A 20,110-nucleotide genomic window follows, 5' to 3' on the forward strand; every position below is an offset into this window, starting at 1 on the left:
CAGAATCGGACAGAAAGAAAAAGCCTATGCTTATCTGGTGAAATCCATAGAGCCGATTGATAAGAAGTTCAATGTTTTTGTAAAAGAACTTCAGCAGATGGGGAAAGATAAAGCCATGAAGGAATCTGAAAATGTGCAGCAGATCACGCCATTCTATCAGTATTTATTTGATATCATGGAACCTTTTGACTCTACATATTCAAAAGAAAAAGAAAATCAGATTACCTCTGCCATTATCAAAGCAACACAATAAAATATTTAAAAAACGGAACTTCGGTTCCGTTTTTTTATTATTGGGAATCCTGAATTTTAAGGTTATATTTGTGAAACTAAAAATACCTAATGTCAGAAACACAAAATAGAAAATTCCCAATATATGCCGTAATTTTTACGGTGACTTTCAAACTTCTTTTTTTACTCACACACTATATTCAGGAGGATGCTTTTATTACCTGGAGAGTGGCCCAGAATCTGCTTGATTATGGTGTAATCGGGTTCAATGGAGATACTAAAATCTCAGCGTCTACTACGCATTTGTATGTTTTTGTATCTTATATTTTCAATGTGATTTTTGGAAAAGAGAATTTCATAGAACCACTTCTGATTTTCAATTCAGTCCTTTTTACAATAGGAACATTATTTCTTTCTCATCTGGTTCTTAAAAACCCCTTACATAAAGCTATTTTTATCTTTTTAATAGGAATCCTTCCGCCTGCTATTAAAATTTCAATCCTCGGAATGGAATACGGGCTTTTGTTTTTCCTGGAGATGTCATTATTGTATTATGGCTTTTACAAGGGAAGAAGATGGGTTTTAACCCTGCTTCCGGTTTTGATCATGTTGACCAGAATTGATACTGTTATTTTCTTAGGAATAGTGTTTCTGGTGGATACTTTCTGGAACCGGAAAATCAGATGGAATTATGTGTTTGGCGGAGTTTGGGGAATATTATTAACCGTTGCTTTTAACTGGTTTTATTTTGGAGAATTTGTTAATAATACCATCACAGCAAAGAAGTTGCTTTATGAGCAGCACTTTACTTTCCAGCAAAATATCAATTATTTTCTGATAAGTCTGGGTAATTTTTGGGGAATGCTTAAAGTTCCGGGTAACTTTAATCCGGTGACGATTATTGTTCTTATTTTTGAATTATTGTGTTTTATTTATCTGATCAGACAAAGACAACAGAGAAATTATTTTCTTTGGATGATTTTTATTTTCGGCTGGGCCAAACAGATTATTTTTCTTTCTCAAAAAAGTTTATTTGACTGGTATTACTGGGTTCCGCAGCTTTTGCTGTTTGTTCCCGTGCTTATATTTGTTTTAGAGCAAAAGGAGAGAAGAAATGTATGGCTGTCATTACTTGTGGTATTTTATATTCTTCCGATGTTGGCTTTTCAAACCGTTCATTCGATTGCTACAGGAAACGGAGAATGGAATTATCGAAGAACGATCGGTACGTTTTTGAATACCTATGAAAAGGATAAAAACCAGTGGATTTTACTGGAACCCGCAGGATATATCCCTTATTTTTCCGGACTTAAAACCATTGATGAAGTAGGTTTGGTAGACAAAGGAATTCAGAAGGAAATAAAGAAAGATAAAGTAAATTACTGGATTAATACCGTCAAAGCAAGAAAACCTAAATACCTGCTTTCATACAAAAATCTATATAATGGAAATGATGCTAATGCGCTTTATTATCAAACCCATTATAAACTTTTGAAAGAATTCAGAGTGAAAGATCACCTGAAAAGTGATAACAGAATCCTGGAAAAGATTTATAAGCTTAAACCTTCAGGAACGGATTATAATTTATACATCAGAATTGATTAAAAGATTAAAAAAAGAAGTTAGTTTTTTTTCTTAGTTTCTATTTTCTGATCAATCTGTTATCCAATACCTAAACTCTGATAACTTATGAAATATTGTGCTTTTCTCCGTGGTGTCAATGTAAAAGGAACGAATATGAAAATGGCAGATGTCTGTCAGGTTTTCAAGGATGCCGGAATGCAGGAAGTAAGTTCCATACTGGCTTCCGGAAATATTATTTTCTCTTCAGATAAGAAGGCTGAAGATCTCAGGGGTATTCTTGAAAAAGCAATGTCTGCTCATTTTTCTTACGAAGCTTTTTTATTTGTTAAATCTCAGGATGAAACCGATGTGTTCTGGAATAGTATTCCTTTTGAAAAAAATGAAGACTTCCATATTTATGCCTTTGTCGGAGTGCCGGGAGTGGAAAATATTTTGATGAACGAGTTTCAAAAAGCGACACAGACAGAAGGTGAAAAAGCGGCCATTGTTAATGATATATTTTACTGGCAGGTTTCAAAAGGAAATACCCTGGATTCTGCCTTTGGAAAAGTATTGGGTAAGAAAGCCCTTAAAGACCAGTTGACCAGCAGAAATGTCAATACATTTGAAAAAGTTTTAAAAAAGATGGGCTAAAGTCTGCTCCTGTTGAATCTCAATCGCTCCGGTACCGGACAAAATATACCAAAAAATTAAAGGAGAATTAATTAAAGTAACATTCTTCTTTCCGTATCATCTCTTAACTTTCCGTAAACTCTAAAACCTCTGCCCAAATAATTTCCAAGTCTGAAACTTTCTCAGTATTTTTACTGAACTTTTTAATTATAACAAAATGATTCAGTATTTAGATAATATTCAGCACAAAGATTCAAAGAACTTTTTCCTTATTGCAGGACCTTGTATTATAGAAGGAGAAGATATGGCTCTTAGAATTGCTGAAAAGGTAATCAATATTACAGACAAATATAATATCCCCTATATTTTCAAAGGAAGTTTTAAAAAGGCAAACAGAAGCCGTGTAGATTCTTTTACAACCATTGGAGAGGAAAAATCTCTTGAAATTCTTAAAAAAGTAGGAGAAACTTTTAATATTCCTACAACAACGGATATTCATGAAAACGAACATGCTGCTCTTGCTGCTCAGTATGTAGATGTTTTGCAAATTCCCGCATTTTTGGTACGTCAGACGGATCTTTTGATCGCGGCGGCAAAAACGGGTAAATGCGTTAGTCTGAAAAAAGGACAGTTCCTGTCTCCCGAATCAATGAAATTTGCAGTTCAGAAAATTACAGATTCCGATAACCAGAAAGTAGCTATTATTGAGAGAGGAAATTCTTTCGGATATACCGATTTGATCGTAGACTACAGAGGAATTCCAACTATGAGAGAATATGCTCCGGTAATTTTAGATGTTACGCACTCATTACAACAGCCTAATCAGAGCTCAGGAGTAACAGGGGGAAGGCCGGATCTTATTGAAACGGTGGCTAAAGCCGGAATTGCAGTAGGAGCAGACGGAATTTTTATCGAGACACACCCGACACCGGAAACAGCTTTGTCAGATGGTGCCAATATGTTGAGACTGGATTTATTAGAAGATTTGTTACAAAAATTAACAAGAATTAGAGAATCAATTTTGTAATTGTTAAAAAAACATTAATTTTAGAAATTCTTAAAACATTTCTTTTGAAAAAACTAGTTTTACCGCTAAGCCTTATGGTTCCCGTACTGATTTTCTCTCAACATAGGAAAAAAGATACGGTGACATCCAAAGTAAACGATATTGAGGAAGTTGTATTCCAGAAAAAAATAACAGGAAAAACAAACGACCTTACCAATGTGAAAATTTCAGCGAAAGAGGCCAAAGCAGTAGCTTCTATCAGTGGCGGAATTGAAGGTTTGCTTAAAACACTTCCTTCTGTAAACTCCAATACGGAGCTGTCTTCCCAATATATGGTACGCGGTGGAAACTATGACGAAAACCTTATCTATATCAATGATATTGAGATCTACAGACCTTTTCTGATCAGAAACTCTCAGCAGGAAGGGATGAGTATCATCAATCCTGATATGGTATCATCAGTGAACTTTTCGGCGGGAGGGTTTGAGCCTAAATATGGAGACAAAATGTCTTCTGCTTTAAATATTTATTATCGTGAACCTGAGAAATTCGAACTTTCAGGGGAAGCGAGTTTAATTGGAGGAAGATTATCAACAGGTTTTGCTTCTAAAAATAAAAAGCTTACCGCATTGTTTTCAGGAAGATACAGAAATACCAATCTGATTCTTAATACCTTAAAGGAAGATACGAATTTTAATCCTACGTATTGGGATTTTCAGTCTTATATCAACTATCATGTCAGTGATAAATTTTCAATGTCTTTCATAGGGTATTACTCTAAGAACGATTATGAAATGATTCCTAAGGAAAAGACAATAGACTTTGGAAGCCAGCTGCAGCCCATTCAGGTTAATATAGGATATGCAGGTAAGGAAAATGACCAGTATAAGAATATGATGGGTACATTCTCATTGAACTATAAACCATCCGACCAATGGAAGTTTACCCTGGATAATTTTGCCTATCAGAACAGAGAAAGAGAATATTATACTATACAGTCTCATTTTAAAATACAGACATTTGACCCTCAGACAAAGGACCCGGTAACTAGTTTTGATGAAGGAGGCCAGATAGAACATGCCAGAAATGATTTATTCGTAAGAACATACGGTACCCAGTTCAGAGCAAAATTTTCACCCAATATCAATACGGACATTGAAGTAGGTTTTAAATATGAAAAGGAAAACCTGAAAGACCTTACCAATGAGTGGAAAGTTGTGGATTCTGCAGGATATAGCCTTCCGAGGCCTGAGATAGACCCGAGAACAGGAAATACAGGAGATCTTAAATTATTATATTATATCGCCGGCCGTAATAATATTGAGCCTACCAGATTATCGGCTTATGCACAATATTCTCAGAAGTTTTACTGGGGATCCAGTAAAGTATTCATCAATGCCGGTGCAAGAGTTTCAAACTGGAGCTTCAATAAAGAAACCATTTTTTCTCCAAGAGCTCAGTTTGCTATAAAGCCGGACTGGGAATCGGATATGCTATTCAAACTTTCCGGAGGTATTTATTATCAGGCTCCTTTTTATAAGGAGATTAAAGATTTAGATGGTACGTTTAATTCGAATATTAAATCCCAACGCTCTATACAGGTGATTCTGGCCAATGATTACGAATTCCAGATGTATGACAGGCCTTTTAAACTGACCACAGAGCTATATTATAAGAAAATGGATAATCTGATTCCGTATTATATGGATAATGTGAGGATTCGTTATTCAGGAAAAAATAATGCTACCGGTTATGCTTATGGAATAGATACCAGATTGTTTGGTGAATTTGTTCCCGGGGTAGATTCTTGGTTATCTGCAAGTTATGCCAGGGTATATGAAAATATTGATGGGAGAGGTGATATCCCGAGACCTACAGATCAGCGATTCAGGTTTGCGATGTTCTATCAGGATTATATGCCAAGTTTCCCTTCTATGCGTGTCAACCTAACTTTGGTATATGCTATGGGACTTCCTAACGGAGCGCCGGTTTTCACAGATCCTTATCAGTATCAGAAAACATTGACCTCTTATAAGAGAGTAGACCTTGGATTGTCAAAGGTATTTATTGATCCGAAAGATAAAAAAAGCAGATCCGGTTTCTGGAGTAATTTCCAGGAATTGACATTGGGCGTTCAGGTTTTCAATATATTTAATATTGATAACGTTGTAGCTAATCAATGGGTTTCTGACTACAACTCTACAAGAATATATCCTGCTCCGGTATACCTTACGGGGCGTTTCTTTAATGTGAAATTAGAATTTAAATTATAAAAATATTCTCTCAGAGAACAAAGAGTGTAAAAAGCTTCCGGATATTTCCGGGGGCTTTTTTATTTGCTGAATTTTATAACAACAATACCGAATTTTATAACAACGGTTTCATAGATATTTTTAACTTTGCTCTATCAATGAAAAAGATTCTTGCCATATTGTTTTCTATTTTCTACTTCGGGTTTTCTTCCGGAGCGGTTTTTAGCGTTCACTATTGTATGCAGGAATTTGTTTCTGTGAACCAGAAAACAGATGATATCTGTAATAAATGCGGTGTTAAAGAAAAAAAAGGATGCTGCAAAACAGAAATCAAAGTAGTAAAGGTAGATGATTCCCAAAAGTCCGATCTGCTTAAAATTGATTTTTTAGGCCAGATCTCTGAAATACCGGTGAAACATCAGTTTTTCTTTGCAGACAGATCTTTTTCGGCATCAAAACTTACCCAGATTCAAATCAACGGGCCACCACAATACCGCCCGGTCCCTATTTACATACATCATTGTAATTTTAGAATTTAGAATTTGTCAGTCGTTTCCGGTATTGTCGTAATGCCGTTACAGGCGACATGTCCTGACGCATTTTCTTTGCGTTACCCTTATTCTTTTATTAAAAAAAACAATTCTAAAAATTTAAAACAATGAAAAAGTATATCATTACAGCAGCCTTATCTTTATTTTCAGTTATTTCACTTTCAGCACAGTCTAAAAAAGATGCTCAGGTTTCAAAACTGTATCAGAATTATATTGCAATCAAATCAGCATTAGCTTCTGATGATGCGGATAAAACTTCAAAAGCGGCCAATGAATTTATTAAGACGGCTTCAGCAATAGATTACAAATTGGTATCAGAAGGGAATCTTAATATCCTTAGAAAAGATGCATCTGTAATCTCTGAAGCAAGAACGGTAACAGCCCAAAGAGAAACTTTTCTCAACCTGTCTGATAATATGATCGCTTTGACAAAAGAATTTAAAGTGTCTGAAAAACCGGTATATGTACAATACTGTCCAATGGCAGACGGTAGCTGGCTAAGTAACGAAAAACAAATTATGAATCCTTACTACGGGAAGTCTATGCTTTCATGCGGAAGTGTAAAGTCAGAAATTAAATAATAAATTCTATTTATCACTAAAACAGTAAGTTACATTGTTTTTATTATAATTTAATTTAAGCAATGTAGCTTCTGAAAAGTTCGAAATATTATGAAAAAATTAATAATGTTTCTGGTCCTTTTGTTTTCTGTCTTTACTTTTGCGCAAACAACAAAGACTTATTTTACATGCCCTATGCATGCTGAAGTGGTATCTTCCAAATCAGGAGATTGCCCTAAATGCGGGATGACTCTGGTTAAAAAGACGGTTGTTGTAAAACCTAAAGCAGTACTTACTAAGCCCCAGGAGAAACTTATACCTAAAACACTAACCAGGTCTAAACCGGAAGAAACGAAAATTAATCAGACCAGAACCGATAGAAAAGTTGAAATAAAAAATAAAACTAAAGACGTAAAAAAAACTGAAAAAATCAAATCAGTTACAATGGCTCCAAAGCCTGTATCCCCAATTTCCCTTGCCGTCTCTCAATCTCAAACCATTTATAGCTGCCCTATGCATCCTGAAGTGGTATCAGACAAACAGGGAAAGTGTCCCAAATGCGGAATGGATTTGGTTGAAAAAGAAAATCAGAAGACGACTATAGCTGAAAAATCAGACATTGAAAGCTCTGTTTTAAAAAGGAATTCAGAAAACGGAAGAATTACTTTTGGCGGAAAGGCAGTTCGTTATGATTTATATGTAAAAGATACCCTAGTTAATTTTACAGGAAAAAACAGGAGAGCAATCGCGATCAACGGAAAGCTTCAGGCTCCCACATTATACTTTACAGAGGGTGATACTGCAGAAATTTATCTGCATAATATGCTTAAGGAAAATACCGGACTTCACTGGCATGGAGTAATTCTTCCTAATGAGCAGGATGGTGTGCCTTATCTTACTACAAAACCTGTAAAACCAGGGGAAACCCATTTATATAAATTCAGAATTTCTCAAAATGGAACGTACTGGTACCATTCACATGAAGCACTTCAGGAGCAGATAGGAATGAACGGGATTTTAGTTTTCAAAAAAAGAGAAGGTGAACCTAAAGCAGAATACAACGCTGAAATTCCTGTATTACTCGGAGATTGGAGTGATGATGACCCTATGCAGATTGCAAGAAGACTTCATATGGCAAATACAGACTGGTATGCAGTAAAGAAAAATGCAGTTCAGAGTTATTGGGAAGCTATTAAATCCGGAAATTTCGGAACCAAAGCTCTCAATGAATGGAAGAGAATGGAAGCAATGGATGTGAGTGATGTGTATTACGATAAATTTCTTATTAACGGAACTCCAAGTTCGGTATATTCCGGTCTTAAAGCAGGAGATAAAGTTCGGCTGAGAGTTGCAAACGGAGGTTCATCTACTTATTTCTGGCTGAATTACGGAGGCGGGAAAATAAAAGTAATAGGAAATGACGGAAATGACGTGGTTCCGGTAGAAGTAGACCGCCTGATTGTAGGCGTTTCAGAAACGTACGATATAGAAGTGACCATTCCTGAAAATAAAAGTTTTGAGTTTCGGGCAACATCAGAAGACAGAATAGGGCATGCTTCGCTATGGCTCGGTTCCGGTGAAAAAACAGAAGCTCCTAATCTACCAAGACTCATGCTTTTTGAAGGAATGAAAATGATGAACGGAATGATGGAAATGAGCGGAAATATGAAGCCGATGAATATGACAATGGGAAATCAGATGATGGACATGAATGAAGTTATGTATCCTGAATTATCCGAGAGTCAGAGAAAGATGACGATGAAGCATATGAATGAAATGATGGGCGTGAAAACCAAAGAAGAGGAGAAAAAAGAAGAACATTCTCAACATACGGGAATGGATATGAAAGAAGAGAAAACGATCAAAAGACTATCCTATAATATTTTAAAATCTCCCGAAAAAACAATTCTTCCGACGGATAGTATCCGCGAAATGAAATTTACTCTGGAAGGAAATATGAATCATTACCTGTGGACACTGGATAATAAAACAGTAACGGAGACAGATAAGATTATGATCAAAAAAGGAGAAGTTCTCAGAATTAAGCTCTACAATAATTCGATGATGCGCCATCCGATGCACCTTCATGGTCATGATTTCAGACTGATCAATTCCAAAGGGGAATATTCTCCACTGAAAAATGTTGTGGACATCATGCCTATGGAAACCGTTACGATTGAATTTGCTGCGAATCAGGATGGAGACTGGTTTTTCCACTGTCATATTTTATACCATATGATGGCCGGAATGGGAAGAATATTCAGTTATGAAAATTCAAAACCCAATCCGCAGCTTCCCAATAGAAAACTGGCATGGAAAAATTTTATGAAAGATAATCAGATGATCAGCTCAATGGCTATGCTGGATGTGGCGAGTAATAAAATGCATGCTGAAACAATGACGATGTTCGGACCACGATGGGCTAATCTTAATGAATTTCATTCCAATTGGGACTTTAATCACTTTGAAGGAAATGTAAAAGTAGGTAGGTTCTTAGGAAAATTTCAGTGGGCCCTTCCTTATGCCGGATTCAGAGTTCAGAAGAATCATGAGATCATGGAAAGACAAATGGCTGAAGATGAAGGAATGGAATATCATGGTAAAAAGACCTGGTTTGGGCAGCAGAAAGCATCTAAAAGCAAATATGCCTTTATTGTCGGGATGCAATATATATTACCGATGCTGATTACAGCTGACGCAAGTATTGACCATAACGGAAAGGTCTTATTGGAACTAAGCAGGGAAGATATTCCGCTTTCAAGAAGATTGAGAGGAAACTTCAGTGTCAATTCTGATGGTGAATTTTCAACAGGGTTGAGGTATATCGTGCAAAAATGGTTATCTCTTTCCGGAAATTATGATAATGAAATGGGATGGGGTGCCGGTGTTACCCTGACCTATTAATATAACAAAGACTGCCTCTCACTGAGGCAGTCTTTTTTTATAATAATATCCTGACTTATTATTGCCACGAATGCACGGACACATGTATAATAGGGTTACATTTCCAGCTCAATGACTCTCTGCGCTATTTTCTGGTTTGTACTTTCCGGAATTAAACCCATGAAAAAATTACGCAAGGTGTTTCCCTTTTCCCATTGGGATATCTTGCCGATACTCCGGCTTGTATTTACGATATAATCAACTTTTTTTCTTCGGATTTTCTGAAAGCTTTCAAAGACAGCGTCAAAATCACTGCTTTTCTCCAGTAACCGCCCAATAATATAAGCATCTTCAATGGCCTGACAGGCTCCCTGCCCCATATTAGGAGTTGTGGCATGGGCGGCATCACCAATCAGGCATAGGTTTTCAGAATACCATTTAGGAATAGGAGAAAGATCTGCAATTTCATTACAGATGATATTTTCTTTTGAAGTAGCTTCGATGATATTCAGAATTAAAGCATTAAAGTCACTGAAAATATCCGCTATATCTGAATCCGGGCTGAAACTTTTCTCATTAATACATGCATACCAATATACTTTCTTATCAGAGATTTTTACAAAACCGAAACGTTTTCCTTTTCCCCATAATTCAACAGCTCCATGATGGTATTTTTCCGGAAGATCAAATGTAAGTAAACCACGCCAGCATTTTTGTCCGGTACTTCGTATAGTAGCGTTTTTAAAAACTTGATTTCTGACAGAAGACTTTATACCATCTGCTCCGAAAACAATTTTGCTTTCTGCTTCGGTACCATTTTCAAATGTCATCTGATACTGTCCTTTTTTTTCAATTTTTTGTAAAGAATGATTGAGCCGTATATGTTCCCGGCCTATATTTTCAGCCAGAATTTTTTGCAGTTCAGCACGGTGAATGGCCACATTACAGGAATTGTATTTTTTCTCAAGCTCAGGAATTTCCGTTTTTGAGATGGGTCGTAAAGATTCATTGGTAATAGTTATTCTATGAATTTTATTTCCGGCCTGTTCTATTTTTTCTTTCAGACCAAGTTTGTCAAAAATCTGCATAGCATTAACAGCCATCATGATTCCGGCTCCTAAAGGTTTTATTTCCTGTGCCGCTTCATAAATCGTAAAGTCAAAGTGATGCTGTTTCAGAACATTTCCCAGTGCAAGACCACCGATCCCGGCTCCGATTATTGAGATGGTATTCATTAGAATCAGTTTGCCGTTTATAAATTAAGGATATACGTTTCAGAGACTTTCTGAAAACCATATTTATTGAAAAAGTGATGGGCTCCATGATTATTGACTCCGCTTTCCAGCATAATAAAGCTTATATTTAAGGTTTTAGATGTCTGAATAATTTCCTCTAAAAGCTTACTTCCCAGTGATTGCCCTCTTACAGACTGATCCAGAAGCATATCTTCTAAAACCGCATATTTTTTAAAAGGACTGTTGATGACATTGAATACAGCCATACCAATGATCTTTCTGTTGTCATCTTCAATAATTAGAATTTTCAGCTGTGAAGTATCGTCATAATCATAATCATTCATAAGTTGGGCTGTGAATACTTCTTTAAGTTCCGGATTCCAATGGTGAGCATCCAGAGCCCGCCCGTACATAATTTCGCTGTGGGAAATATAAGAATCTGTTTTATGGGTGATAAAAAAATCGACGAGTTCTTCAACACGTGTTTTATCAGTAAGCCATTTCGTAGTATATTTCATGAGGTATTATTTAAAATTTTTTAATTCTTCCGGTAATTTATTCTGTTTTTTGAAGAAACTGTCCAGACTGTCTGTTGATGAAAGGACTATTGTAGAAACAAAGAGAATTTTTTTCATAATTTATCTTTATGTATTAAAGATAGGTAATTAATCGCTATAGAGTGATTGAAACTCATGGGTGATAAATATCATCTATGTATTATTAAAGTCAAATATTTTTATTGAGGCAGTCGAATAATATTTAAGAGCGTATTATCTAAAAAAGTAAAAATTATTCATAAAATAGCGTACCATATGATTATTTATTCATTAAAATCATATGTTTATTTAAGTTGTTGTTTATCAATTGATTGTTGTTTCTTTTTTTATAATTTCACAGTCATAAAAATATAAGTATGTTTTCGAGTTTTAAAGAAGGAATAAAAAAAACGAGAGCAGATCGTTTTCCGCTACAGATAAAGATTGAATTAAAAGATATTTTCGCTGTTTTACTGATTCCTATGATATTTCTTAATGGATATATTGACGGGCTTCTTCAGTGGGAGGGGGTAGAGTTTGCTCTTGCAGACAGTATTTTTCGAGGTCTCCTGTTTCTGATTATTTGCTTTATTTATGGAAAAATGCTTAAAGAGCACTGGAAAAAATTCAATGCTGCAAAATGGCAGTCCTGGATTTTAGTTGTAGCCGGAGCTGTTCTGGTTCAGGTGATCATAAGTGTTACAAGAAGCTGGCTTCCGTTGGATCATACACCGGTAAAAGAAATAAAAAGTTCTATAGATACTACAAAACCAAGCCTTTTGATATTTTTTATAGCACTGGGGCCTGTTTTTACAGCCTTAATTGAAGATATTGTATTTCGTTATACTCTTTTAAGCAAGCTCTTTGTTCCCAATATGGTGTGGCGGATATTTATTGTTCTTGCCAACGCTATTGTTTTCGGATTAATTCATTATAATAATTTTGGGGGTAATATTCTGGCAACCGTCAGTTTTATGTCCGCCGGATTATTTCTTAATCTGGTCTATATTTATACCAGAAATATCTGGCATGTACTGCTTATTCATACCCTTAATAATTTTGTACTTAGCATTTTGGCGCTTATATTAGGATGGATTTTGGGAATGTTTATTAAATAAAAAACGGAGCCTGAAAACAGGCTCCGTTTTTAAAATTGCTGGTACTCAAATTATTTACCTAAATAAGATTTAAGAATCTTACTTCTGGTATTGTGTTTTAGTCTCTTAATTGCTTTTTCTTTGATCTGACGAACTCTCTCTCTTGTAAGATCGAAAGTTTCCCCAATTTCTTCCAAAGTCATCGGGTGTTTTCCGTTCAGTCCGAAATATAATCTTACCAAATCAGCCTCTCTTGGCGTTAAAGTATTTAATGCTCTTTCGATTTCAATCTGAAGAGATTCAAGCATCAAATCTTTATCGGGACTTGGAGATTCTCCTGAACGTAATACATCATAAAGATTAGAATCTTCACCTTCTACCAAAGGTGCATCCATAGACAGGTGTCTTCCGGAATTTTTCATTGATTCTTTAATATCCTCCTCGCTCATATCAAGAACTTCAGCCAGCTCTTCCGGAGAAGGTGGTCTTTCGTTTTCCTGTTCAAGGTGAGCGTATGCTTTGTTAATTTTATTGATAGAACCAATTTTATTCAATGGTAATCTTACAATTCTCGACTGTTCAGCCAAAGCCTGTAAGATTGATTGACGGATCCACCATACAGCATAAGAGATAAATTTGAAACCTCTAGTTTCATCATACCTTTTTGCCGCCTTCATTAATCCTAAGTTACCTTCATTGATCAAATCGGGTAAAGAAAGACCTTGGTTTTGGTATTGTTTAGATACGGAAACTACGAAACGAAGGTTGGCTTTGATTAATTTCTCTAATGCGGCTCTGTCGCCAGCACGTATTCTTTGTGCCAATTCTACTTCTTCGTCCGCAGTAATTAGTTCCACTTTACCAATTTCCTGCAAATACTTGTCTAATGAAGCAGTTTCCCTGTTGGTAACCTGCTTAGTGATTTTTAATTGTCTCATTTATTTTATCCTCAAAAAAAGAGTTACTATATATTATACGTATGAAAACATAAAAAGGTTACACAAGTTTTACTTTTTTATTAAATATTTAATTAGACTCCCTGACAATGAGCTTTATCTCTATTTATCAGGAGATTGACCGGGGGCGTCTGAAGATCTGTTTAGTCATAAAAAAAACGAAACCGAAGTTTCGTTTTTATCTATAAATCTGTAAGAATTAAAAATTCTATTGTCCGTTGTCAGAATAGCTCATTCAGTACTTTTGCCAGTCTCAATCCTCCGTAAAGAAGCTGTCTCTCAACAGTATCATTGAATTTATACTGGTAGTCATAAGATAATTTTGAACCATCAGGGGTCTGTGCATATATCTTATTAGCAATTTTATGAGAATCATATAACCAGTCTTCCAGAGTTCCGGATTGAATTTGTGCTACTTCTTCTTTTGATTTAATATCCAAAAGTTTTGAGTATTCCGTATAGCTGTATTTCTGAGAATCTACCAGTTTTCCGTCCCAAACCGAGTGTAAGTTGGTTTTTTCCCCGAAATAGGTAACATTGATTTTGTTTCCGCCCAGATCATCAGCTCTTCCTACGTGCAAAGGCTGTGCAAGATCACCCATAATGTGGATTAAAAAGATCAAAGCTATTTTTCTGTCTTTTTCAGAAGTGTTTTTATCTTTAATCTGGCTGGACAATGTGTTTACCTGAGTGTAAAGACTCGGTCCGGCCTGAGCTTTTAAATTTTGTTCAAAAGCTTTAAAATCCGTCTGTGGATCAATATTTACATAGTGCCATGATGAAGCCTGTTTCCAGACACCCGTCGTGTCGGATTTGATGAAATCCGGCCAGTTAGCCCAATAAGCAAGGCGCTCTTTTCCCATCATTTTTCTGATTTCCTTTCTCGCTTTTCTGGAAAGGTGATTTTCTGCAATGTCTGCAATGACTCTGTGCCCCGTCAATCCCCATGCATAAGAGTAAAGTGAAGAGGAGATGAATGCTAAAATCAGAATTTTAGAATAAATACTTTTCATTTTAAATAACAATTTTCAGTCCGCAAAGATACGTCTGCTTTCTGAAAAGACATTCAATTATAGTATATTTCTTCTATAATATGATGTTAATAAAATTTAATCCAGATAAAAGAAGGGTTTGGAGTGGCTGTTTTAAGGCCCTTTCTTAAAAAATAATTCTATGATGTGACATAGATAAACAGGCTGAATATGTTTTAATTGTCTGATTTTGAGGCTTAAATTTTTAATTCAAAATGTTTTACAACTTGCTTTTTACCGTATTTTTACGGAATTTAATGTATATTATTCCTTTTACTCTTAATAAATTAGTATTTTTAGGATAAAATTATTGGCAAAATATTTTTTCAAACTTATGAGATATATTATCTTTACAAGTCATAATCACAGGAAACACTATGTATGAGAATAATATTGTAGATATGAATTACAATAAGCTTCAGACAGACTTTAAGGCTGAAGCTGTGGCAGTTAATCTTTTGAAGTATCACAGGGCCGTCAGCAATATATTTATTGAACGGATTGGTGTGAATGACCGCGCTTACCTGAAAGATATCAAAAGTATTTCAAGCAGTTATTTAGGGTTTGATGAAGAAGTATTTACTATAGAAAGTTACAGAGAAGGTATTTATGATTACCTTCCTGAAGGGCTTTTTCACCCACCGTCTCTTGGGGCTTCCAGAAAGAATGTAGATACGGTGGTAAGAGAAATCCGTAAGCAGAAAAGGGTAGAGGATGACGCACGAAAATTTTTCCGTCCTTTTGAACTTGAAGTATTTTTTACGGAAATCAGTGCACTGCTTAAAGAATCTGAATTTGATATTACAAGCAATACCGATGCGTTGCTGGAAACCGTGAGTGAGCTCTGGCCGCTGATTAATATGCTTGACAAGCAGAACGCTTATATTTTTATGCATATTTTACCTTTCTTCCATCAGATCAGAGGGGATAAAAGATGGTTTGAAAGGTGTATGACCGCTTTTTTACAGGTACCGGTAGAAGTTACTTTTTCTCCCAATGTTATTGACGGAATAGAAAAGAATGACGATTCTATGTTATTGGGAAATTCCCGGTTGGGAGTCACCTATATTCCAAGTGGAAGACATATGGACGGACAGAGAAACTGGGTAGTGAATATAGGCCCGATTCCTTATGCAGAGATGAAAAAGTATATTCCGGGAAGCCCGTTCAGAAATGTGCTTCAGACACTTTATGATTATTTTCTCCCGGTAACAGTGGATGTAGAAGAGAATTTTGTGACCGAAAAACAGGAGTATTCATTTAGTCTCGAAGATGAAGAAAGAAATGCCAGCCGTCTTGGATTCTCTACCTTCCTCTAAATTATTTTATTATATTTACAATTACCAACAAAGTATAAATTCGAAAAGAAACAAATGGAAATTTCTTCAGTAAAAGGTATTTTTTTTAGGTACATTTTAATGCCTTTAATCGCAGTAATTATGATGATTATACTCGGTATAATCAGGAGAAACAAACCTGCGATAAAAATTAAAGTAATTATTGTATATGTCCTGCTGTGCAGCTTATGTCTGGCCATTCCCGGGGTATTTGGCTTTGCGGGTAATCTTTTTAATCCGTACTGGTATCTTATTGCACAGGTGATTTATCTTGTATTAGGGATTATTCATGTCAACTTATTACATAAGTATTTCAAAAAGCATATTGATTCTTTGGCGATGAGTATTTTATTTGAATCTGTACTTTCACTGACCTGTATTGCTTTTGGGGGATATTTATTTACCCTGATCTTTAACTGGATGAGCAAAGGGACAGGATATGCCGTAATGGCAGCCACCAGTATGATTATTTTTGTCGTTCCAATGGTGTTTTATTATTGCTATATTCAGCTAATCAGTATTCCTTTTGATATTTATAAAACATGGAGATATTCACCTGACCAGAAACTTCCGGATTTTGAAGGAGCTGATTTTGACAGACTGATGGTCCTGAATGTTGAATTAAGTAAGAACCTGGAAGATTCCAACAGATTTAGAATCAAAGCAAAAACACTTCCTACAGGAGTAACTTTCGGAGACTGGTTCTACAGAGTAGTAGATGATTACAATCATAAAAACCCGGGTTCTGTGATCCATCTGTCAGATATGGAGAAGGAACCTTATTACTGGATCTTTTATACTAAAAAATCATTTTTCAGTTTCAGAAAATATATTGATTTTGACCAGGATATTTCTACAAACAGTATTTCAGAAAATGAAGTGGTGATCTGTAAAAGAGTCATCCATCATGAAGAAGAAGGAGTTTCAAGAAAAGCATAAACACAAAAATTAAAAAGTATTAAACATGATACAGCCTATTAAACATTTTGCGATCAATTGGGTGGATGGGATGAAAGTTTCCCAGAGACATCTTAATGATCAGGATAATTTCTTAATCGACACGATCAGAGATTCCAATTCACTTGGAATTACTACATATAACTACGGACTTCTTCCTATTTCAAACGAGTATACGGACCGAACAATTTTTGAAGTTCATAATACAGCAACCAATGATGTTCAGCTTGTTATCAGGAGATGCAGCGCTGTGACAATGGCAGGCTACCGTATTGAATTAACAGACAGGAGGATCAGTGTGAAGTCATTGGCAAAGTCTATGAATGAAGAGCAGGCAGATGGAGATTATTATATTCTGATTTCTGTAAACCCTTTTGACAAAGTGCCTTTCGGAGATATTGATCCGGAGGAAATTCCGCCGCGTCATCCAAGCGCACAACCTAATCACCACCTGGAACTACTTCCGGTAACTTCACTGAACAGCAGCTATTCGGGAGGAAATTATCTCATCATTGGTAAAGTGGATTTAAAAGGGAATATTGCCCAGGTAGATTCCAATTTTATTCCGCCTTGTACTTCTATTCAGAGCCATCCTGCGCTATTGGATTACTACAGCAGCTTTGCTAAATCTATTGGAAATTTACAGCAATATGCCTTTAAGATTATCCAGAAGACTTCTCATAAAAACCAGAATACAGCATTGGCTCAGAATGTAAAGTTTTTATGCAGTACAATGGTAAATACTTTTGGAGATATGTATTTCCAGTTCAGAAATATTACTCCGTGGCAGCCCCCCGTATTCCTGATTGAGTCTTTTGCAAAACTGGCCCTTCATTTATACAATGCGACACAACTTTTAGTGCCTGCAGAGCTGGAAGAAATGCTGAATTATAGTCTTGAATGGAGTGAAATTGCACCCCATACTTTGCTGAATCAGCTTTCTATTGTGGCAGAGACCAATTATGATCACCACAACTGTGGAGAGCCTCTGCTGTACATCCAGCAAATGCTGAGAAGTCTGGAAACTATTTTCTCTAAACTGAGTGAGCTCGATTATATCGGCCAGAGAAAAGAAAATATTATTGTTAATGAACAGGAAGTTTCTTCCAACACGAATCCGAAGAGAGGCTGGAGTGTTTTAGACTAATATCAGCCATTGAAATATAAATCCCGGATATCATTCGGGATTTTTTGTGTACCTAAAAGTAAATTTTGTAATGAATGTAAACCAAATAAGAAAGGAGACGAAGGGCTGTTCAGATAAAATATTTCTCAACAGCGCAGGTTCATCGTTAATGCCTGAAATTGTTGTGGAAACTATGATGAATTATTTACAGGAAGAGCAATTATTCAGTGGGTATACAACTGCAGACCGCAATACTGAACAAATCGGGAAGTTTTATGAAGAAGCGGCCGGACTCATCAATGCAAAACCATCTAATATTGCTTTTACAACCAGTTCTACGGATGGGTATGCTAAGGCATTATCCAGTATTATTTTTAAAGAAGGAGACTGTATTATTACAACCAATGATGATTATATTTCCAATCAGATTGCCTTTATCTCTCTTCAGAAGAAGTTCAATGTCAAAATGATCAGAGTTGCCAGTCTTCCTGACCATGAACTGGATCTTGAAGACTTTGAACATTTAATTAAAAAACATCAGCCTAAGTTGATTGCTGTTACTCATATTCCTACCAGTTCAGGATTGATTCAGAATGTAGAAGCAGTAGGAAAACTTTGCAGAAAGTATAATATTCTTTATCTGATTGATGCCTGTCAGTCTGTGGGACAGATTGTTGTGGATGTTGAAAAAATAAGCTGTGATTTTTTGACGGCAACAGGCCGGAAATTTATGAGAGGACCAAGAGGAACCGGTTTTTTATATGTATCAGATCAGGTATTACAGCAGGAGGCAAGTCCTTTATTCTTAGACAGTAATGGCGCCCGATGGACAGCTTTTAATGATTATGAGCTGAACGCAACCGCAAAAAGATTTGAACTTTTGGAACGTTCCAATGCTTCTCTATTAGGATTTAAAGAAGCCCTGAAATATGCCAATACTGTGGGTATGCAAAACATTGAAAACTATAACCGCGGACTGGCAGAACAACTGAGAACCGGTCTGCTGAATAATGGTTTTAAAATATTAGATAAAGGAAATCATTTAAGCAGTATTATTACATTCTGTAATCGTGACGGGAAAATTGATGCGATTTATAATAAGCTAAAGGAAAATAACGTCTATTTTACAGTGAGCAATAAAAGCAATGCCCTGATAGACTTTACACAGAAAAACGTAGATCACGCCATCCGGCTGTCTCCTCATTATTTTAATACATCAGAAGAAATTGACCAGATTACCGGGCTTTTGAAAAAAATAAGCTGATGTACAAAAAAGACCCGACGAATAGCGGGTCTTTTTTGTATAAAAATATTTTATTTTTTGTCAAGCAATTCCAGGGTATGCTCTACATGGCCTCCTCCTTTCCATTCATCATGTCCGGGAATTATCAGTGTAGCCTGAGCGTACTTGGCCTTTAGCTTTTGCATCGTTTGTGGCCATTGTGTAATATTAGCCTCTCCTGTATATCCTAAATTAACAGCACTTTTGCTTTTCACAAGGCATCCGCCATCCAGTATTTTGTATTTTGGAAACCATACGACAACATTATCAGCCGTATGTCCCTCTCCAAGAAAATCTACAATAAATTCTTCACCGCCTATACGGTAGGTTTTGCCTGTTTTTATCATCTCCGTTGAGGTTGCCTTTCCGTCTTTTTTCAATAATTCATTTGTTTTTGCAGTGGCATAGGTTTTAATTCCTTTGTTATTATAGAAACTTAAATCTCCGGCTCTGTCTTCATGGGAATGAGTAGCAAATACCGCAATTACAGGAAGATTATGACGTTTCTGGATCGTGTCCATTAAGCTTTGGTACTGTGTTTTTTGCCAGGGCACATCAAATAAAACAACACCTTTTTTGGTAACAAGATACACCGCATTGGTAGAATATTCTTTACCTCCGAAAACCCCGAAAGTTTTATAAATATAGAAATTAGGTTTAATCTGTGGCTCAATCACAAAATCTCTTACCTGAGCATTTGCAAACGGGCTTAACAACATCGAAATAATAAAAAACGAAATGCTTTTTTTCATAATTTTTTTTGGTAATAATAATTGTTGGTATTTGTCGGAAAGACAAAGTCTGTAGAAAGTTTTACAAACCTAGTTAAAAATAAACTTTCAACCAGTTTGAGAAAATGAGTTTAACCATTTTT

General features: G+C 35.9%; 18 protein-coding genes. 13 read left to right on the top strand and 5 right to left on the bottom strand.

What is annotated here, in order from left to right:
• The 8 genes from JO178_RS09285 to JO178_RS09320 form a co-directional block, all read left to right on the top strand.
• Window positions 1-253, top strand: a 253-nt coding sequence (locus JO178_RS09285; RefSeq protein WP_291934621.1) for a hypothetical protein, incomplete at its 5' end; no start/stop codon positions are given.
• Between the two features lie 89 nt (window positions 254-342).
• Window positions 343-1,836, top strand: coding sequence for a hypothetical protein (locus tag JO178_RS09290; protein WP_291934623.1), 1,494 nt, complete (start codon window positions 343-345; stop codon window positions 1,834-1,836).
• An 84-nt stretch (window positions 1,837-1,920) separates the two neighbouring features.
• The gene (locus JO178_RS09295; RefSeq protein WP_291934625.1) at window positions 1,921-2,448 is read left to right on the top strand and encodes a DUF1697 domain-containing protein; all 528 of its coding nucleotides are present in this window, start codon (window positions 1,921-1,923) and stop codon (window positions 2,446-2,448) included.
• 196 nt (window positions 2,449-2,644) lie between these two features.
• Window positions 2,645-3,454 carry a 3-deoxy-8-phosphooctulonate synthase gene (kdsA, locus tag JO178_RS09300; RefSeq protein WP_291934628.1) on the top strand — a complete coding sequence of 270 codons (810 nt, stop codon included), beginning with the start codon at window positions 2,645-2,647 and terminating at the stop codon, window positions 3,452-3,454.
• Window positions 3,455-3,498: 44 nt separating this feature from the next.
• Window positions 3,499-5,706 (top strand): TonB-dependent receptor plug domain-containing protein, encoded by a 2,208-nt coding sequence (locus JO178_RS09305; RefSeq protein ID WP_291934630.1) that lies wholly within the window; start codon window positions 3,499-3,501, stop codon window positions 5,704-5,706.
• 137 nt (window positions 5,707-5,843) lie between these two features.
• Window positions 5,844-6,224: a hypothetical protein gene (locus JO178_RS09310; RefSeq protein ID WP_291934632.1), complete on the top strand. Its 381-nt coding sequence runs from the start codon at window positions 5,844-5,846 to the stop codon at window positions 6,222-6,224.
• Window positions 6,225-6,343: 119 nt separating this feature from the next.
• The gene (locus tag JO178_RS09315; protein ID WP_291934635.1) at window positions 6,344-6,817 is read left to right on the top strand and encodes a DUF3347 domain-containing protein; all 474 of its coding nucleotides are present in this window, start codon (window positions 6,344-6,346) and stop codon (window positions 6,815-6,817) included.
• A 90-nt stretch (window positions 6,818-6,907) separates the two neighbouring features.
• Window positions 6,908-9,700, top strand: coding sequence for a multicopper oxidase domain-containing protein (locus tag JO178_RS09320; protein ID WP_291934638.1), 2,793 nt, complete (start codon window positions 6,908-6,910; stop codon window positions 9,698-9,700).
• Window positions 9,701-9,795: 95 nt separating this feature from the next.
• Here JO178_RS09320 and JO178_RS09325 read toward each other — a convergent pair whose 3' ends face one another.
• Complete coding sequence (locus JO178_RS09325; RefSeq protein ID WP_291934641.1) at window positions 9,796-10,914, bottom strand: FAD-dependent monooxygenase; 1,119 nt, start codon at window positions 10,912-10,914, stop codon at window positions 9,796-9,798.
• A 17-nt stretch (window positions 10,915-10,931) separates the two neighbouring features.
• Window positions 10,932-11,432: a GNAT family N-acetyltransferase gene (locus JO178_RS09330; protein ID WP_291934643.1), complete on the bottom strand. Its 501-nt coding sequence runs from the start codon at window positions 11,430-11,432 to the stop codon at window positions 10,932-10,934.
• Window positions 11,433-11,827: 395 nt separating this feature from the next.
• On the opposite strand from JO178_RS09330, the gene JO178_RS09335 reads away from it, so the two are divergent.
• Entirely contained in the window at window positions 11,828-12,568 is a 741-nt protein-coding gene (locus JO178_RS09335; RefSeq protein ID WP_291934645.1) for a type II CAAX endopeptidase family protein, read from the top strand.
• Between the two features lie 50 nt (window positions 12,569-12,618).
• Here the strand turns inward: JO178_RS09335 and JO178_RS09340 are convergent, their stop codons facing one another.
• Complete coding sequence (locus JO178_RS09340; protein WP_002979276.1) at window positions 12,619-13,485, bottom strand: RNA polymerase sigma factor RpoD/SigA; 867 nt, start codon at window positions 13,483-13,485, stop codon at window positions 12,619-12,621.
• 239 nt (window positions 13,486-13,724) lie between these two features.
• Window positions 13,725-14,516, bottom strand: coding sequence for a S1/P1 nuclease (locus tag JO178_RS09345; protein ID WP_291934647.1), 792 nt, complete (start codon window positions 14,514-14,516; stop codon window positions 13,725-13,727).
• Window positions 14,517-14,935: 419 nt separating this feature from the next.
• Here JO178_RS09345 and JO178_RS09350 point away from each other — a divergent pair, with 419 nt between their 5' ends.
• From JO178_RS09350 to JO178_RS09365, 4 genes are all read left to right on the top strand, one after another.
• Window positions 14,936-15,853, top strand: a complete 918-nt coding sequence (locus tag JO178_RS09350; protein WP_291934650.1) for a type VI secretion system baseplate subunit TssG — start codon at window positions 14,936-14,938, stop codon at window positions 15,851-15,853.
• A 54-nt stretch (window positions 15,854-15,907) separates the two neighbouring features.
• Complete coding sequence (locus JO178_RS09355) at window positions 15,908-16,810, top strand: TssN family type VI secretion system protein (protein ID WP_291934652.1); 903 nt, start codon at window positions 15,908-15,910, stop codon at window positions 16,808-16,810.
• Between the two features lie 25 nt (window positions 16,811-16,835).
• Window positions 16,836-17,975, top strand: a complete 1,140-nt coding sequence (locus JO178_RS09360; protein WP_291934655.1) for a hypothetical protein — start codon at window positions 16,836-16,838, stop codon at window positions 17,973-17,975.
• Window positions 17,976-18,045: 70 nt separating this feature from the next.
• Entirely contained in the window at window positions 18,046-19,218 is a 1,173-nt protein-coding gene (locus JO178_RS09365) for an aminotransferase class V-fold PLP-dependent enzyme (protein ID WP_291934657.1), read from the top strand.
• Between the two features lie 50 nt (window positions 19,219-19,268).
• On the opposite strand, the gene blaIND is transcribed toward JO178_RS09365, so the two are convergent.
• Window positions 19,269-19,988, bottom strand: a complete 720-nt coding sequence (gene blaIND, locus JO178_RS09370; protein WP_291934659.1) for an IND family subclass B1 metallo-beta-lactamase — start codon at window positions 19,986-19,988, stop codon at window positions 19,269-19,271.
• Window positions 19,989-20,110 lie beyond the last annotated feature (122 nt).

It is taken from the genome of Chryseobacterium sp., from assembly GCF_019236175.1.
Taxonomy (GTDB): domain Bacteria; phylum Bacteroidota; class Bacteroidia; order Flavobacteriales; family Weeksellaceae; genus Chryseobacterium.

Coding starts and splice junctions, on each gene's coding strand:
- kdsA (WP_291934628.1), top strand. CDS start 2,645: ATGATTCAGTATTTAGATAATATTCAGCACAAAGATTCAAAGAACTTT.
- JO178_RS09365 (WP_291934657.1), top strand. CDS start 18,046: ATGAATGTAAACCAAATAAGAAAGGAGACGAAGGGCTGTTCAGATAAA.
- JO178_RS09310 (WP_291934632.1), top strand. CDS start 5,844: ATGAAAAAGATTCTTGCCATATTGTTTTCTATTTTCTACTTCGGGTTT.
- JO178_RS09360 (WP_291934655.1), top strand. CDS start 16,836: ATGATACAGCCTATTAAACATTTTGCGATCAATTGGGTGGATGGGATG.
- JO178_RS09340 (WP_002979276.1), bottom strand. CDS start 13,485: ATGAGACAATTAAAAATCACTAAGCAGGTTACCAACAGGGAAACTGCT.
- blaIND (WP_291934659.1), bottom strand. CDS start 19,988: ATGAAAAAAAGCATTTCGTTTTTTATTATTTCGATGTTGTTAAGCCCG.
- JO178_RS09325 (WP_291934641.1), bottom strand. CDS start 10,914: ATGAATACCATCTCAATAATCGGAGCCGGGATCGGTGGTCTTGCACTG.
- JO178_RS09335 (WP_291934645.1), top strand. CDS start 11,828: ATGTTTTCGAGTTTTAAAGAAGGAATAAAAAAAACGAGAGCAGATCGT.
- JO178_RS09355 (WP_291934652.1), top strand. CDS start 15,908: ATGGAAATTTCTTCAGTAAAAGGTATTTTTTTTAGGTACATTTTAATG.
- JO178_RS09345 (WP_291934647.1), bottom strand. CDS start 14,516: ATGAAAAGTATTTATTCTAAAATTCTGATTTTAGCATTCATCTCCTCT.
- JO178_RS09350 (WP_291934650.1), top strand. CDS start 14,936: ATGAATTACAATAAGCTTCAGACAGACTTTAAGGCTGAAGCTGTGGCA.
- JO178_RS09330 (WP_291934643.1), bottom strand. CDS start 11,432: ATGAAATATACTACGAAATGGCTTACTGATAAAACACGTGTTGAAGAA.
- JO178_RS09315 (WP_291934635.1), top strand. CDS start 6,344: ATGAAAAAGTATATCATTACAGCAGCCTTATCTTTATTTTCAGTTATT.
- JO178_RS09290 (WP_291934623.1), top strand. CDS start 343: ATGTCAGAAACACAAAATAGAAAATTCCCAATATATGCCGTAATTTTT.
- JO178_RS09320 (WP_291934638.1), top strand. CDS start 6,908: ATGAAAAAATTAATAATGTTTCTGGTCCTTTTGTTTTCTGTCTTTACT.
- JO178_RS09295 (WP_291934625.1), top strand. CDS start 1,921: ATGAAATATTGTGCTTTTCTCCGTGGTGTCAATGTAAAAGGAACGAAT.